General features: G+C 74.4%; 8 protein-coding genes. 2 read left to right on the top strand and 6 right to left on the bottom strand.

Features of this window, described 5'->3' with window-relative positions:
- Window positions 1-16 precede the first annotated feature (16 nt).
- The gene (locus tag J2X68_RS08530) at window positions 17-2,077 is read right to left on the bottom strand and encodes a discoidin domain-containing protein (RefSeq protein ID WP_310431848.1); all 2,061 of its coding nucleotides are present in this window, start codon (window positions 2,075-2,077) and stop codon (window positions 17-19) included.
- Between the two features lie 305 nt (window positions 2,078-2,382).
- Between J2X68_RS08530 and J2X68_RS08525 the strand changes: the two genes are divergently transcribed.
- A complete protein-coding gene (locus J2X68_RS08525; protein ID WP_310431847.1) occupies window positions 2,383-4,386 on the top strand; it encodes an FAD-dependent oxidoreductase in 2,004 nt (667 codons plus the stop codon).
- 66 nt (window positions 4,387-4,452) lie between these two features.
- The gene (locus tag J2X68_RS08520; protein WP_310431846.1) at window positions 4,453-5,394 is read left to right on the top strand and encodes a DUF1731 domain-containing protein; all 942 of its coding nucleotides are present in this window, start codon (window positions 4,453-4,455) and stop codon (window positions 5,392-5,394) included.
- 57 nt (window positions 5,395-5,451) lie between these two features.
- Here J2X68_RS08520 and J2X68_RS08515 read toward each other — a convergent pair whose 3' ends face one another.
- The 5 genes from J2X68_RS08515 to J2X68_RS08495 all read right to left on the bottom strand — a co-directional run bounded on the left by J2X68_RS08515 (window position 5,452) and on the right by J2X68_RS08495 (window position 14,176).
- A complete protein-coding gene (locus J2X68_RS08515) occupies window positions 5,452-6,165 on the bottom strand; it encodes an alpha/beta hydrolase (RefSeq protein ID WP_310431845.1) in 714 nt (237 codons plus the stop codon).
- Window positions 6,166-6,184: 19 nt separating this feature from the next.
- The gene (locus J2X68_RS08510; RefSeq protein WP_310431844.1) at window positions 6,185-7,153 is read right to left on the bottom strand and encodes an alpha/beta hydrolase; all 969 of its coding nucleotides are present in this window, start codon (window positions 7,151-7,153) and stop codon (window positions 6,185-6,187) included.
- A gap of 211 nt (window positions 7,154-7,364) precedes the next feature.
- On the bottom strand, window positions 7,365-8,351 hold the full coding sequence (locus J2X68_RS08505; RefSeq protein ID WP_310431843.1) for a helix-turn-helix domain-containing protein: 987 nt from the start codon (window positions 8,349-8,351) through the stop codon (window positions 7,365-7,367).
- Between the two features lie 93 nt (window positions 8,352-8,444).
- Window positions 8,445-11,213 (bottom strand): BTAD domain-containing putative transcriptional regulator, encoded by a 2,769-nt coding sequence (locus J2X68_RS08500; protein WP_310431842.1) that lies wholly within the window; start codon window positions 11,211-11,213, stop codon window positions 8,445-8,447.
- Between the two features lie 38 nt (window positions 11,214-11,251).
- Window positions 11,252-14,176 carry a BTAD domain-containing putative transcriptional regulator gene (locus J2X68_RS08495; RefSeq protein ID WP_310431841.1) on the bottom strand — a complete coding sequence of 975 codons (2,925 nt, stop codon included), beginning with the start codon at window positions 14,174-14,176 and terminating at the stop codon, window positions 11,252-11,254.
- Between the last annotated feature and the right edge of the window lie 122 nt (window positions 14,177-14,298).

Below are 14,298 nucleotides of genomic sequence, written 5' to 3'. Positions count from 1 at the left end.
CCCCCGTGACAGCCCGCTAGGCGCTGTGGACGCCCACCTCGTACAGCGAGTATCCCCAATCGGTGCCCCGGTCCAGGCCGTGCACCCGGACGTAGCGTGCGGGGGCGCCGGTGAACCCGGCCGTGTCCAGACCGCCGTCGCCCGAGGTGGTCGACCAGACGGTCTTCCAGGTGGCGCCGTCGGTGGAGAGTTCGACGCGGTACGACTTCCCGTACGCGCGCTCCCAGTCGAGGGTGACGCGGGAGACCAGGTGGGTGGAGCCCAGGTCGACCTGCCACCACTGGTCGTCGCTCCAGTCGCTGGCCCAGCGGGTGGCGCCGTCGCCGTCCACGGCCCGGCCGGGCCGGTAGCTGGTGAACGGGTTGTACTCGGACGAACTCGCGGTGGAGGCAAGGCCCTTGGCGAGATTCACCGAGGCCTGGTGGCGCTCGGTGGAGCCCCAGGTGCCGAGGTAGGACTCGGCGCCCCGGAAGAGGTCGTCCACCACGTCCTGTCCGGCGACGAGCCGGATGTCCTCGATCCAGTCGGGGACCAGGCCCACGTCGGCGCCGCCGTCGGTGTTGTAGTCGAAAGTGCGGGTGCCGACCGTCTGCCGGTCGATGACGGAGCCGCCGTCGACGCTCCTGAAGGGGTAGGTGACCTTGTGCGCGGCATCGGCCCCGCGCGGGGCGGGGTGGTCGCCGACGCCGTTGAAGTCGGTGCCGAAGCCGTAGCCGACGCCGTACTCGTCCCGCAGCGCGTCGGTGCGCTCGGCCTCCGCGCCGAACGCCTCGGAGCCGTGCATGTACTGGGCCACGAAGCCGCCGAGAGCGTAGACCCGCTCGGTCCAGTCGATGTCCATCCAGCTGTGCGAGGACAGCACACCGGGGTAGCTCGCGGCCTCGAAGATGTCGAGCGCCCGGCCGACCGCCTTGACGCTCATGTGGTCGATCTCGAGCATCATCTTGCGCTTCATCATGCCGCGCACCGCGTACTCGCCCAGTGCGGTGAGCCCGCGGGTGTTGCACCGGGCGTCCGCGTCGTAGGAGGGGACCTCCGTGCCCGCCGGCAGGTCGGCCTCCGCCGCGGAGGCCGCGGTGCCGATGGGGTTGTCGTGCTGCGGTCCCGTGCACTTCTCGGTCTGCCAGAAGGTGCCGGTGGACAGGAACTGGCCGACGTTGATGGCCGTGCCGAGGCCGCCCTCGTCGAAGCGGACGCCGCACAGCGCGTTGTCGAACTTGTGGCACAGGAACATGCTGCGCACGCCCAGCGCGTACAGCTCGTCCAGCCCCTTGTCGACGTCGGCCTGGCTGCACTGCGCGATGTCGAGGATCTGCTTGCAGCCGAACGGCTCGGAGGTCTCGACGCCGAGGACCACCGCCAGCTTGCCCTGTGCGACGACCTCGCGCGCCTGCGCGCTGTCCAGGACGATCCGGAACCAGCCCTTGCCGGCGCCGCCGTACATCTTGTCGATGTAGGCCTGGAGGTCGTACGTCAGCTTCGCCTGGAGGCGGATCGACGTCATCTCGTCGCAGCCGCGGTCCTTGAACGGGTAGACGGAGCAGATGACGCCGTTGGTGACCAGGTCGTTGACCAGCACCCGCTGCCCGCCGCGCCAGGCCCGCTCCACCCAGGCGTAGTAGTTCGCCTGATGGGTCATCGAGTCGTAGGCCGGCCAGTCGGCGAAGGTCGGCCAGCCGGCCGGGTCGTGCTTTCCGTCGCCGCCGTGGGTGATGTAGTCGAAGAGCGCGAGCGTGCCGTCGGGGTAGTGCTCGGGACAGTCCTTGAGAGCGTCGGCGACCCCGGCCTCGGAGAACACCTTGCCGCAGATGAGGCGGCCGCCGAAGGCCTCGTCGGAGAACAGGTGGTTGTGCGCGTCGACGAATCCGCGCACCTCGCCGGCCGCGTCGGTGCCGGTGAACGGCTCGCCGGTCACGTTGACCTGCGAGTCCGGGGCAGGCCTGGCCGTCGGCGTCCACCAGTCCGCGCCGGCCGCCGAGCTCGGCGTGGGGCCGAGGACCGTGGCGAGCACGAGGAGGAGCAGCGAGACGACGGTGACATCCCGGCGTCTGCGGTACGGGCGTCCTGTCAGGGTCACAGCCCACGTCCCTCGGTCGGGGGGAAGGCGCGGTCGGCAAGGGCTTCGGAGACGGCCCCTGAGATTGTCATGACCTGCGCAAGATAGTGGGACGAGGATCGCGACAGATACCTACCGAGTCAAGGGTCCGGGACGCTTGACCTGATAGCCGACGCCACGGCGCGCGGCGCAAACTTCCCCCGCCCGCCTTTCCGTTGCGCCCGGAAGCATCGCGGGAGCACTCCTCCGCCGGTGCGCTCACACGTTCAGGTGGCGATCCGTCCGAGCGCGCCTCCGCAGCCGCGTCCAGCCCCTATCCAGGGCACATGGACAATTCTTCCGCTTCTGTAGACCCCGTCCGGGTCTCCCGCCGACGGTTCACCGCCGCCGCGGCCGCCGCGACGACCGCCGCCGCGCTGCCGGGCGCCGCACCGGCCGCGGCCCTCGCGCGGCAGCCCGCCTGCCCGCCCCGGTCCACCGCCGACTGGGCGACCTGTCTCACGGTCGCCCGGGCGCTGCTGGTGGTGGACGAGCACGACCGGCCGCTGGTGCCCGGGTACGAGAAGGTCCTCACCGGCGGGCTGCCCCGCGCCAGGACCGGGACGGGCAAGAAGGTCCTCGTGATCGGCGCCGGGCCCGCCGGGCTGGTGGCCGCCTGGCTGCTGAAGCGGGCCGGGCACCGGGTCACGCTCGTGGAGGCCAACGGCAACCGGGTCGGCGGCCGCGTCAAGACGTTCCGCACGGGGGGACACGAGCACGCGGCACAGGCCTTCGCGGACGCCCGGCAGTACGCGGAGGCGGGCGCCATGCGCATCCCGGGCAGCCATCCGCTGGTGATGAGCCTGATCCGTCAACTGGGCGTCGAGAAGCGCCGGTTCCACCTCGTGGACGTCGACGCCGACGGCAAGCCCGTCAACAACGCCTGGCTGCACGTCAACGGCGTCCGGATGCGCCGCTCCGCGTACGCGCGGTCGCCGCGCAAGATCAACCGGTCCTTCGGGGTGCCCCGGAAGTACTGGGACACCCCGTCCGCGACCATCCTGCGCGAGGCCCTGGACCCGGTGCGCGACGAGTTCAGCACCCGGGGCGCCGACGGCAGGCGGGTGGACAAGCCGCTGCCCGAGCGGGTGCGGGGCTGGGCACGGGTCGTGCAGCGGTTCGGGGACTGGTCGATGTACCGGTTCCTGACCGAGGAGGCGGGCCTCGACGAGCGCACCGTCGACCTGGTCGGCACGCTGGAGAACCTCACCTCCCGGCTGCCGCTGTCCTTCATCCACAGTTTCATCAGCGCCTCGCTGATCAGCCCGGACACCGAGTTCTGGGAGCTGGTCGGCGGCACCGCGACGCTCCCGGACGCCCTGCTGAAGGAGGTCTCCGACGTCGTCCGGCTGGACCGGCGCGCAACGCACATCGAGTACTGGGCGCCGGACCGGCAGGGCGCCGACGACACCTCGCACGTGCGGGCCGACGGGCCGCACGTGTGGATCGACACCGTCTCCGAGGGGCGCGGCGGCCAGGTGGTGCGCGAGCAGTTCACCGCGGACCTCGCGATCGTCACGGTGCCGTTCTCCGGGCTGCGCCAGGTGCAGATCAGCCCGCTGATGTCGTACCGCAAGCGGCGTTCCGTCGCGGAGCTGCACTACGACAGCGCGACCAAGGTGCTGCTGGAGTTCAGCCGCCGGTGGTGGGAGTTCACCGAGGCGGACTGGAAGCGCGAGCTCGACGCCTTACGGCCGGGGCTGTACGAGGACTACCGCTCGGGCAGGGCGCCGACCGACGGGAGTCTGCTCGGCGGGCATCCGTCGGTGCCGCCGGGGCACATCACGGCGGGCCAGCGGGTGCACTACGCCGCCGACCGGTGGGCGGGCCGCGAGGAGCCCGAGGCGGCGCACATCGTCGGCGGCGGCTCGGTCTCCGACAACTCCAACCGGTTCATGATCAACCCGTCCCACCCGGTCGACGGGAGCCCGGGCGGGGTGGTCCTGGCCTCCTACAGCTGGGCCGACGACGCGTCCCGCTGGGACTCCCTCGACGACGACGCGCGCTACCCGCACGCCCTGCGCGGGCTCCAGCAGGTCTACGGCCGGCGCGTCGAGGTCTTCTACACGGGCGTCGGCCGCACCCAGAGCTGGCTGCGCGATCCGTACGCCTACGGGGAGGCCTCCGTCCTGCTCCCCGGTCAGCACACGGAACTGCTGAGCGCCATCCGCTCCGCCGAGGGCCCGTTGCTCTTCGCGGGCGACCACACCTCGGTCAAGCCGTCGTGGATCGAGGGTGCGCTGGAGTCGGGGGTCCGGGCCGCGCTGGAGGCGCACGGGGCGCAGGGATGACCCGGAGGGTTTTGAACGCGTTCAAATAGGGAGTAGGGTCCCCTTCGAGACAAGGGGGCCTTACGCGTGAAGATCGTGCTACCCGGCGGGACCGGGCAGGTGGGGACCGTGCTGCGCCGCGCGCTCACCGCGGCCGGACACGAGGTCGTGGTGCTGAGCAGAAGGCCTTCGGGCCCGGGGGAGATCCTGTGGGACGGCCGCACCCCCGGCCCCTGGGCCGAGGTGATCGACGGCAGCGACGTGGTGGTCAACCTGGCCGGACGCAGCGTCAGTTGCCGCTACACACCGGACAACCTGCGGGCGATGATGGACTCGCGGGTGGAATCGGCCCGGGTGGTGGGCCGGGCGATCGGCGCCGCCGCGCGGCCTCCGCGGGTCTGGCTCCAGATGAGCACCGCCACCGTCTACGCCCACCGCTTCGACGCCCCTCACGACGAGGCCACCGGCGTGATCGGCGGGGCCGAGCCTGACGTTCCCGGATACTGGGGCTACAGCGTGGACATCGCGACCGCATGGGAGCGGGAGCAGGAGAGGGCCGACACGCCGCACACCCGCAAGGTCGCCCTGCGGGCCGCGATGGTGATGAGCCCGGACCGGGGCGGGGTGTTCGACGTCCTGTCGCGGCTCGCCCGGCTCGGCCTCGGCGGCCCGGTCGCGGGCGGACGCCAGTACGTGTCGTGGATCCACGACCACGACTTCGTCCGGGCGGTCGAGTTCCTCGTCGGACGCGACGACCTCGCCGGACCGGTGAACCTGGCCGCCCCGGTCCCCCTCCCCCACCGCGCGTTCATGCGTGCGCTGCGCGGCGCGTGGCGGGTCCCGGTGGGGCTGCCCGCCACGAAGTGGATGGCGGAACTCGGCGCCTTCGCGCTGCGCTCGGACACCGAACTGCTGCTCAAGAGCCGGCGCGTGGTCCCCGGCCGGCTGCTCGACGCGGGCTTCGCCTTCGGTCACCCCGAGTGGCCGGGCGCCGCCGACGACCTCGTACGACGGGCACGAGGCCGCTGACGGGCCGCGCGGACGCGCACAGGGGTTTCACGTCCGCGCGGCTGTCTCCGGGGAGCGTCAGCCGGTCGCGCGGACCGCGTCGAGGATCAGGTCCGCGACCGCCTTGGGCTGGGACACCGCGACGGCGTGCGAGGCGCCGTCGAGCTCGACGACCGTCGCCCCGGCCCGCTCGGCGCCGAAACGCTCGACCTCGGGGTTGATGGCCTCGTCCGCACCGGCGACCAGCGCCCAGGACGGCTTGGTCTGCCAGGCGGCCGCGGTGGCGGTCTCCTCGAACGCGGCGGCGGCCAGCGGGCGCTGGGACGCGGCCAGGATCTTGGTGACGTCCGCGGGCAGGTCGGCGGCGAACACCGAGGGGAAGGCGTCCTCGGCGATGGTGACCTCGACGGCCGGGTCGCCGCCCGGCACCGGGTACGTCCACTGCTTGAGGTTGCTGACCAGCGTGGAGAGCGGGAAGCGGCCCTGGAGCTCGCCGAGGCTCTCGCCCTCCGCCAGCGCGTAGGCGGCGACGTAGACGAGGCCGACGACGTTCTCCGCGGTGCCGGCCACGGTGATGAGGGCGCCGCCGTAGGAGTGACCCACGAGGATCACGGGGCCGTCGATCTGAGCGGCGAAGGAGGCGATGTACGCGGCGTCGGAGGCGAGGCCGCGCAGCGGGTTCGGCGGGGCGATCACGGGGACGCCGTGGCCCTGCAGTTCGGCGATGACGCCGGACCAGCTGGCCGCGTCCGCGAACGCTCCGTGGACCAGGACGACAGTGGGGGTGGTCATGTGAGAGGTCTCCTGAAGGTCAGACGTGCAGTGCGTCGCGCAGGGTGCCGACAGCGAGCGTGATGGCGGCCTCGGCCGCGTACGTCGGGCGCAGCGCGTTCAGCATCACGAAGTCGTGGATGATGCCCTGGAAGCGCACCGCGGTGACCGGGACGCCGGCCGCGCGCAGCTTGTTCGCGTAGGCCTCGCCCTCGTCGCGCAGCACGTCGGCCTCGCCGGTGATGACCAGGGCCGGGGGCAGGTCCTGGAGCTGCTCGGTGGTGGCGCGCAGCGGGGACGCGGTGATCTGGGCGCGCTCGGTCTCGTCGGTCGTGTACTGGTCCCAGAACCACTGCATGCCGTCGCGGCGCAGGAAGTAGCCCTCCGCGAACTGGTGGTAGGAGCCGGTGTCGAAGCTCGCGTCGGTGACCGGGTAGAAGAGCACCTGGTGGACCAGCGGGACGCCGCCGCGCTCCTTGGCCATCAGGGTGAGGGCGGCGGTCATGTTGCCGCCGACGGAGTCACCGGCGACGGCCAGCCGTCCGCCGTCCAGGCCCTTGGTCGCGCCCTCCTCGACGATCCACCGGGCGACCGCGAAGTTCTGCTCGATGGCGACCGGGTAGCGGGCCTCGGGCGAGAGGTCGTACTCGGGGAAGACGACCGCGGCCTCGGCGCCGACGGCGAGCTCGCGCACCAGCCGGTCGTGGGTGTGGGCGTTGCCGAAGACCCAGCCCGCGCCGTGGATGTAGAGGACGACCGGCAGGGTGCCCTCGGCGCCGGCCGGCTTCACGATCCGGGCGCGGACGCTGCCCGTGGGACCGCCGGAGACCGTGATCCACTCCTCGTCGACCGCGGGCTTGTGGATCTCACCGGACTGGACCTCGTCGACGGCCTTGCGTCCCTCGGCCGGCGGCAGGTCGAAGAGGTACGGCGGGTTGGCGGTCGCCTCGGCGAACGCCGCGGCCTCGGGTTCGAGTACCGGCGTGACCGGCTCGACGACGTCGGACATGGCATCTCCTGCTGTATTCGATGTGCGTTGTCTTGCTCCGCCACGCTAAATCGGCCGAGCGGGCGGAATTTGTCCGCCCGTGCACCGGCGCTGTGCTCTCAGCGCACAGAATCCACTCGGACGGCGGACACCGAATTCCCCCGGCCGTGAAAGGGAATTCGGGAAGACGATTCCGCTCCGCCGGGTGAACAGCAGGCGGTGCCGGCCGCGTTCAGCGGTGAGCGCCGAGCACGCCGCGCCCCGCGGTGTCCCGCCATTCGCGCGGGGACATGCCGTAGGCCGACCGGAAGACCCGGCTGAAGTGCGTGGCGCTCAGGAATCCCCACCGGGCGGCCACGGCCGCGATGGTCCGGCCGCCGCGGCCGTGCCGCATCAGGTCGCGGCGGCACTCCTCGAGACGGCGGCGCAGGATCCACCGGCCCACGCTGGTGCCCTCGTCCTTGAAAAGCTTGTGCAGATAGCGCACGGAGATGTGATGGGCGCGCGCGATGACCTCCGGGGACAGGTCCGGGTCGGTCAGGTGCAGTTCGACGTACTCCAGGACGCGGCCCAGCACCGGGGAGGGCGCGCCGGACGCCCCGGGGGCGGGCGTTCCGCGGGTGCCGGGCGCGTCCGGCGCCGAGGGTGTTCCGGGTACGGCCGCGCCCAACTGCTCGGCGGCGAGGGTCGCCAGCAGGTTCACCGCGTTCCAGGCGAGCATCTCGCCGACCGGAGGGCGGGCCTCGGCCGTGGCACGGGCCAGGTCGGACAGCAGCGGCGAGAGCAGGGCGCCGAGCCGGGAGGCGCGGGCGACCGGGGTCCGCGCGATCCGCCGTACGTCGGAGTCCCCCAGACCGAGCAGACCGGCCGGGACGAGGAACGTCGTCGCCCGGAACGGCTCGCGGAAGTCCAGCGCGGGCGCGCGGTGGACGTCGTAGAAACAGACGTCCCCGGGCGCCAGCCGCAGACCCCGGGCATCGAGGGGCTCGGCCGCGTCGAGGGCGGGGGCGGAGCCGGGCCGGGCTCCGCCGCTGAGGCCGACGAAGAGGTACTCGCCGCCGTCACGGGCGCACAGCCGGTGCGCGGGGTGCGCGGACGCCTCGCCCGGCAGCCGGTCGGGAGTCTCCTGCCCGGCCGTGATCTCGACACCCGGGGTCCGGCCCGCGGGCGGGGCGAGGGTAGGGGTGCTGTCGCAGGTACTGGTGCTGGTAGTGGGCATCTTCCGCCGTAGCCTCCGGGGACCGTCCATCACGTCGTCCGGACGGTAATGCGGCGGATGTGCAAAAAGAGTGACAACGAAGTGACAGCGCTTTCACGAGCCGCGCGGCCTGCCCTCTCCGGCACGGTCCGAGGCGCCGGCGTCGGTGGCGGCGCGTTCCGCGGCGAAGGCCCGCAGCAGGTCGTGGAGGGCGTAGCGGCCCGGCGCGGGTTCGGTGAGGAGGTGGGCGTCTGCGAGTGCGCCGAGCAGCGTCCGGGCGCGGCGGACGGGCAGCCCGGCGAGCGCGGCGGCCCCGGCCGCGGTGATGTCGGGTTCCTCGTGCCGGGGCAGGAGCCGGAACAGCCGCGCGGTGTCCGGCGCCAGGAGCCGGTAGGACCCGAGGAAGGCCTCGCGGGTGGCGGCGAGGGCGTCGAGGCTGCCGTGGGCCTCGCGCAGTCCGGCGGCCAGCGCGGCGAGCGGGAAGCCCCGTCGGCTGACGGCACGGGCGGCGACGGCGGCCAGCGCCAGGGGCAACCGGCCGCACCGGGCGACGATCTCCTCGGCGGCCCGGGGCTCGGCGGCCGTCCGTTCGGCGCCGATCCGCGCGGCCAGCAACGCGTACGCGTCCTCGGCGGACGGCGGTGCGAGGCGCAGCGCGCTTGCTCCCGAGGCGACCAGTCCGGGCAGGGCGTGGCGGCTGGTGACCAGCGCCAGACAGCCCGGCCCGGTGGGCAGCAGCGGGCTCAGCTGTCCGGTGCCGACGGCGTCGTCGAGCACCACGAGGACGCGTCGGCCCGCGAGGAGGGTGCGGTACATGCCGGTCAGGGCGTCCAGCCCGTCCGGCAGGCGGGGCCCCGCCACGCCGAGCGCGCCGAGCATCCCGCGCAGCGCGTCGGCCGGCTCCACGGCGGGCCGGGCGGGATCGGAGCCGCGCAGGGCCACGTACAACTGCCCGTCCGGGAAGCGGTCGGCGGCCCGGTGCGCCCAGTGCAGCGCGAGGGTGCTCTTGCCGATCCCGGGCATCCCGCCGACCAGCACGATGCCCGTCGTCGACTCGGCCACCCGCTCCAGCCATCGCGACTCGACGACCCGCCCCACGAAGGAGGGCAGCGCCGACGGCAATTGAGCGGGCCGTACGAACCCCACGACGTCCCGGCCGGCGGGGGCGCCGCCCGTACGGCCGGGACCCCCCACCATGGCGGCGCTGCCGGGCCCGGCGGCGGCCCGGTGGCCGGTGGTGTCAGGGCCGGCGTCCACGGGAACGGGGACAGCGACGGAAGACGGGGATGGAGCCGGAGCCGAGCCGTCGGTGAGGCGGGGCACGGGGAACCCCGGGGCAGCGGCACCGGACTCGTCGGTCTCGGCGGAGGCGGGCCCCGGGGCGAAGGCGTCTGCCGGCGCGAGCCGGAGAACGGCGCCTTGCGCGGCGACGGCCTCCGCCGGGGTCCGCACGGGAACGGCGTCCCCGGAAGGGACGGCACCGACCGGCGGCGCCCCGCGAGCGGCGCGTCCCGAAGCCGCAGTCCCGACGCCCGAGCCGTCCGGGCCGGGGATCCCCGTCCCGGGAATCTCGATACCGGGGGCCTCGGCGCCGGGAGTTGCGGTGCGGAGGATCGCGGCACCCGGCGCGCCGGATGCGGGCGCTGCACTGCCGGGCCCTCCCGTGCCGGGCGCTCCCGTGCGGGGCGCTCCGCTGCCGGGCCCTCCGCCGCCGGACTCTCCCCTGCCGGGCCCTCCGCCGCCGGGCCCTCCCGTGCCGGGCCCTCCGCCGCCGGACTCTCCCCTACCGGACTCTCCCCTGCCGGACTCTCCCCTGCCGGACTCTCCGCCGCCGGACGCTCCCCTGCCGGACTCTCCCGTGCGGGGCGCACCGCTGCCGGGCTTTCTGACGGCAGGCCCTCCGAAGGCCAGGCTGCCGGGAACGTCGGAGCCAGGAGCGACGAGCGGTGCCGGACCGGGGGGATCGGCCGGAGCCGGCGCGGGTGCCGGGTCCCGGGCCGGAACCGGGGCCCCGGCCGGGAGCGTGGGGGCCGGGGCGGCAGCTGCTGACGTGGTGGTCCTCGTGGTGTCCACCGGTCGGTCGAGGTGGACGACCGGACCGCTTCTGAGCCGACGTCCCACGTCCTGGCGCAGTACCCGCGTGTGGGCCGCCGCCAGTTCGGGGCCCGGCGTGAGGCCCAGCTCGCGGGCGAGGCGTCGGCGCACCTCCTCGTACGCGCCGAGCGCCTCCGCCTGGAGTCCGCACGCGGCCAGCACCAGCACCAGCCTGGCGTGCAGCGACTCGTCCAGGGGATCGTGCGCGGTGGCCTTGCGCAGGGCGGGCAGCGCCTGCTCGGCGTGGCCGCTCAGCAGCGCCGCGTCGGCGGCGAGCCGGGCGGTCTCCAGGAGTTCCCGTTGCACGGCCGTGAACTGGACGTGTTCGCGCGCGGACGCCGGGATCCCCATGACCAGCGGGCCGCGCCACTCCCCCAGCGCCAGGAGGAGATGCCGGGCCGCCGTCTCGGGTCGTCCGGTGGCCGCCGCCCGCTTGCCCTGCCGGGTCAGCTCACGGAAGCGCAGCAGGTCGACCTCCTCGGTCGCCGCCTCCAGGAGGTAGCCGCCGGTGCGGCGCAGCAGACGCCGGCCCGTGGCGCGGGGCGGCAGCCCGGGTTCGAGCAGCCGCCGCAACGCGCCGACGTAGCGCCGCACCACGTTCAGCGCGCTGGCGGGCGGCCGCTCGGCCCACAGCACGTCGACGATCCCGCTCGTGGGCACGGGCCGGCCGGCATGCGCCAGGAGCAGGGCGAGCAGGGCGCGTTGCTGGGGGAAGCCGGGGTCGAGCTCGCGCTCCTCCCGCCACACGCGTACCGGCCCCAGCACCTCGAAGCGCATCACGTCATGCATGGCCGTCGTCCGGCCGCGTGGTCGAGGGGGCGCGGGGGTCAGACGGCACCGGCGTGTCCGTCCCGTGCGTTCAGCAGGGCCTCGACGCGGTCGGCGTCGGGGTGGTTCAGGCCCCGCAGGAGGACCAGGGCCTGCCGCCACGCGGTACGGGCGCCGTCGTGGTCGCCGGTGGCGAGGTGGGTGTCGCCGACCCGGACGAGGATGTCGGCCTCGACGTAGGGCACGCCCAGGTCGCGCAGCAGCGCGAGGGCGTTGCGGTAGCCGAGGAGGGCGTGCGGGTGGCGGCCGAGGTGGTGGTGGGCGTAGGCGATGCTGTCCCAGGTGGCGGCCTGCCCGTAGCGGTCCCCGAGGTGCTGGAGCATGGTGAGGGCCTCGAAGCAGTGCGTCAGGGCCTGCCGGTACTCGCCGAGCTGAGCGTGGTACCAGCCGACCGAGTTCAGCACGCTGGCCTGCGCGGCGCGGTCGCCGAGCGCCCGGAAGAGGTCGAGGGCGAACTGGTTGTGACGCAGGGCGCCGGGCAGGTCGCCCCGCTGGTCGCACTCCCAGCCGAGACTGCGGTGGGTGTGGGCGCGGCCCGTGTCGTCGCCCAGCGCCGTGAAGAGCTCCAGGGCCCGCTCCAGCCGGGGTACGGAACGGGAGTGCAGCCCGAGCCTGCCCTCCACCCGGGCCAGCCCGCGCAGGCCCCGGGCCTCCAGCGCGGGATCGGCGAGCCGCCGGGCGGCGTCGAGCGCGGTGCGCTGCGCGGCGAGAGCGTCGTGCCAGTGGCCGCGCCGGTCGAAGAACGGCTCCAGGGACCAGGCCAGGTGGCAGGCGTGACGTTCCTGCACGGGCTGTCCGGACGCGGCGGCCGTCTCGACCACCGCGAGCAGGACCGCGTGTTCGGCGGTGAGCCAGGCCAGGGCGCGGTCGTCGTCGGCGAGGGGTTCGGGACGGACGCCCGCGGGCACGGGCGGCGGGGGCAGCGGGTCGGCGTTGGGGGCCAGCAGCCGGTCCGCGGCGTGGGCGGTGTGCAGGTAGTGGTGGTGCAGCCGGTCCAGGGCCGTCGCGCGGTCGGCCTCGGTGTCCCGCTCGTGGACGAGTTCGCCGGCGTGGGCGCGGAGCAGGTCGTGGAAGGCGTAGCGGCCGGGGCTGTGTTCGGTGACGAGGTGCAGACCGGTCAGCTCGGCCAGCAGCGGCCGGGCCCGGCGCACGGTCAGGCCGGCCAGGGCGGCCGCGGCCGGCAGGGAGAGATCGGGGCCGGGGTGCAGAGCGAGCAACCGGAACAGCCGGGCGGCCTCCGCCGACACCGCGCGCGAGGACCAGGAGAAGACCGTGCCGACGTCCACGGAGGCGTCGGAGCGGGCGAAGGCGTCGAGGCTGCCGTGGGCCTCGCGCAGTTCGGCGGCGACGGCGGCGAGCGGGAAGTCGGGGTGCCCCGCGGCGCGGGCGGCGACGCAGGCGAGGGCGAGGGGCAGTCCGGCGCACAGCTCGCTGATGTCGTCGGCCGCCCTGGGCTCGGCCGCGACCCGCTGCGCGCCCAGTCGGCGGACCAGGAAGGCACGCGCCTGGACGGCGTCGAACGGACGCAGGACCAGGGAGTGGGCGCCGTGGGCGGCGACGAGCCCGGGCAGTTCGTCGCGGCTGGTGACGATGGCGAGACAGCCGGGCGAGCCGGGCAGCAGCGGCCGCACCTGCTCGGTGTCCCGCGCGTTGTCCAGCACCACGAGGACCCGCCGGCCGGCCAGCACACTGCGGTAGAGGGCGGACTGCGCGTCCACCCCGTGCGGAACGCGTTCCGGCGGCACACCGAGCGCGCCGAGGAATCCCCGGACCGCCTCCCCCGGGTCCAGGACGGCGCCGGACGGGTCGAAGCCGCGCAGATTGACGTAGAGCTGCCCGTCGGGGAACCGGTCGGCGACCCGGTGGGCCCAGTGCACGGCCAGCGTGGTCTTGCCGACGCCGGCCATACCGCCGATGGCACTGATCACCACGGTCCCGGGCCCCGCGCCGTCCACCCCGGACAGCGCGAACGCCTCCTCCAGCTCGACATTCCGTCCGGTGAACGCCGCGATGTCGTGCGGCAGTTGGGCGGGCGGCGGGAGAGCGGGCGACGGCGGGTCCGGCACCGGTGCGTGCGGGTGGGCGGGCGCCGCAGCAGCGTCCGCGCCCGCACCGGCGGATGCCCGGCCCGGCTCAGCGGACCCTCCCGGCACCGGCTCCGGCACTCCGTGCAGGACCGTGTCGCGCGCGTCGCGCAGTTCCGCTCCGGGGTCGATGCCCAGTTCCTCGGCCAGCCGCGCCCGCACGGCCTCGTACGCGGCCAGCGCCTCCGAGCGGTGTCCGGCCGCGGCCAGCGCGAGGAGCAGTCCGGCCTGGAGGGGTTCGTCCAGCGGGTACCGCGCGGCGGCCCGGCGCAGCTCGGACAGCACCGCGTCCGGCCTCCCGGCGCGCAGCGCGGCGTCCGCCGCCTGCCGGACGGCGGCCGGCAGCTCACGGTCCACCGCATCGAACGCCGGATGCGCACGGGCCCGTTCCGGAAGACCGGCGGCGACCGGTCCGCGCCACAGCGACAGCGCCTCGGTGAGGAGTTCGAGCGCCTCTGCGGGCGAGCGGTCCGCGACCCGGCGGCCTTCCTCGCGCAGCGCGCGGAATCTCAGCAGGTCCGAGGAGTCACCGTCGGTCACCAGCCGGTATCCACCGGCGTCCCGCACCAGCCGGCGTCCTTCCGCGCGGGCGGCGAGACCGGGTTCCAACAGGCGGCGCAGCGAACCCACATGACGCCGGACGACATTGACCGCGCTGCGCGGCGGAGCCGCTCCCCACAGGACGTCGACGATCTCGCCCACGGCGACCGGCCGCCCCGCCGCCACCAGGAGCAGAGCCAGGAAGGCACGCTCCTGCGGCCCGCCGAGCTCCAGTTCCGCGTCCCCCCGGAACACCCGGACGGCGCCCAGGACGGCGAACCGCAGCGGCTCCAGCGGCACGCCATCCCCCCTCCGGTCTTCCTCCCCGGCTTCGACTGTACGACAGGAGAGGAGTTACCCAGAGTTACGCGTGGCGCGTTCCGGCTGTTCAGAGGCGGCGACCCCCGAAAACCTAGTTGAGC

The sequence above is a fragment of the Streptomyces sp. 3330 genome, from assembly GCF_031456635.1.
Lineage (GTDB): Bacteria > Actinomycetota > Actinomycetes > Streptomycetales > Streptomycetaceae > Streptomyces.
Note: the sequence above shows the minus strand (reverse complement) of the source record. Positions and strands in the feature narration are given on the sequence as shown.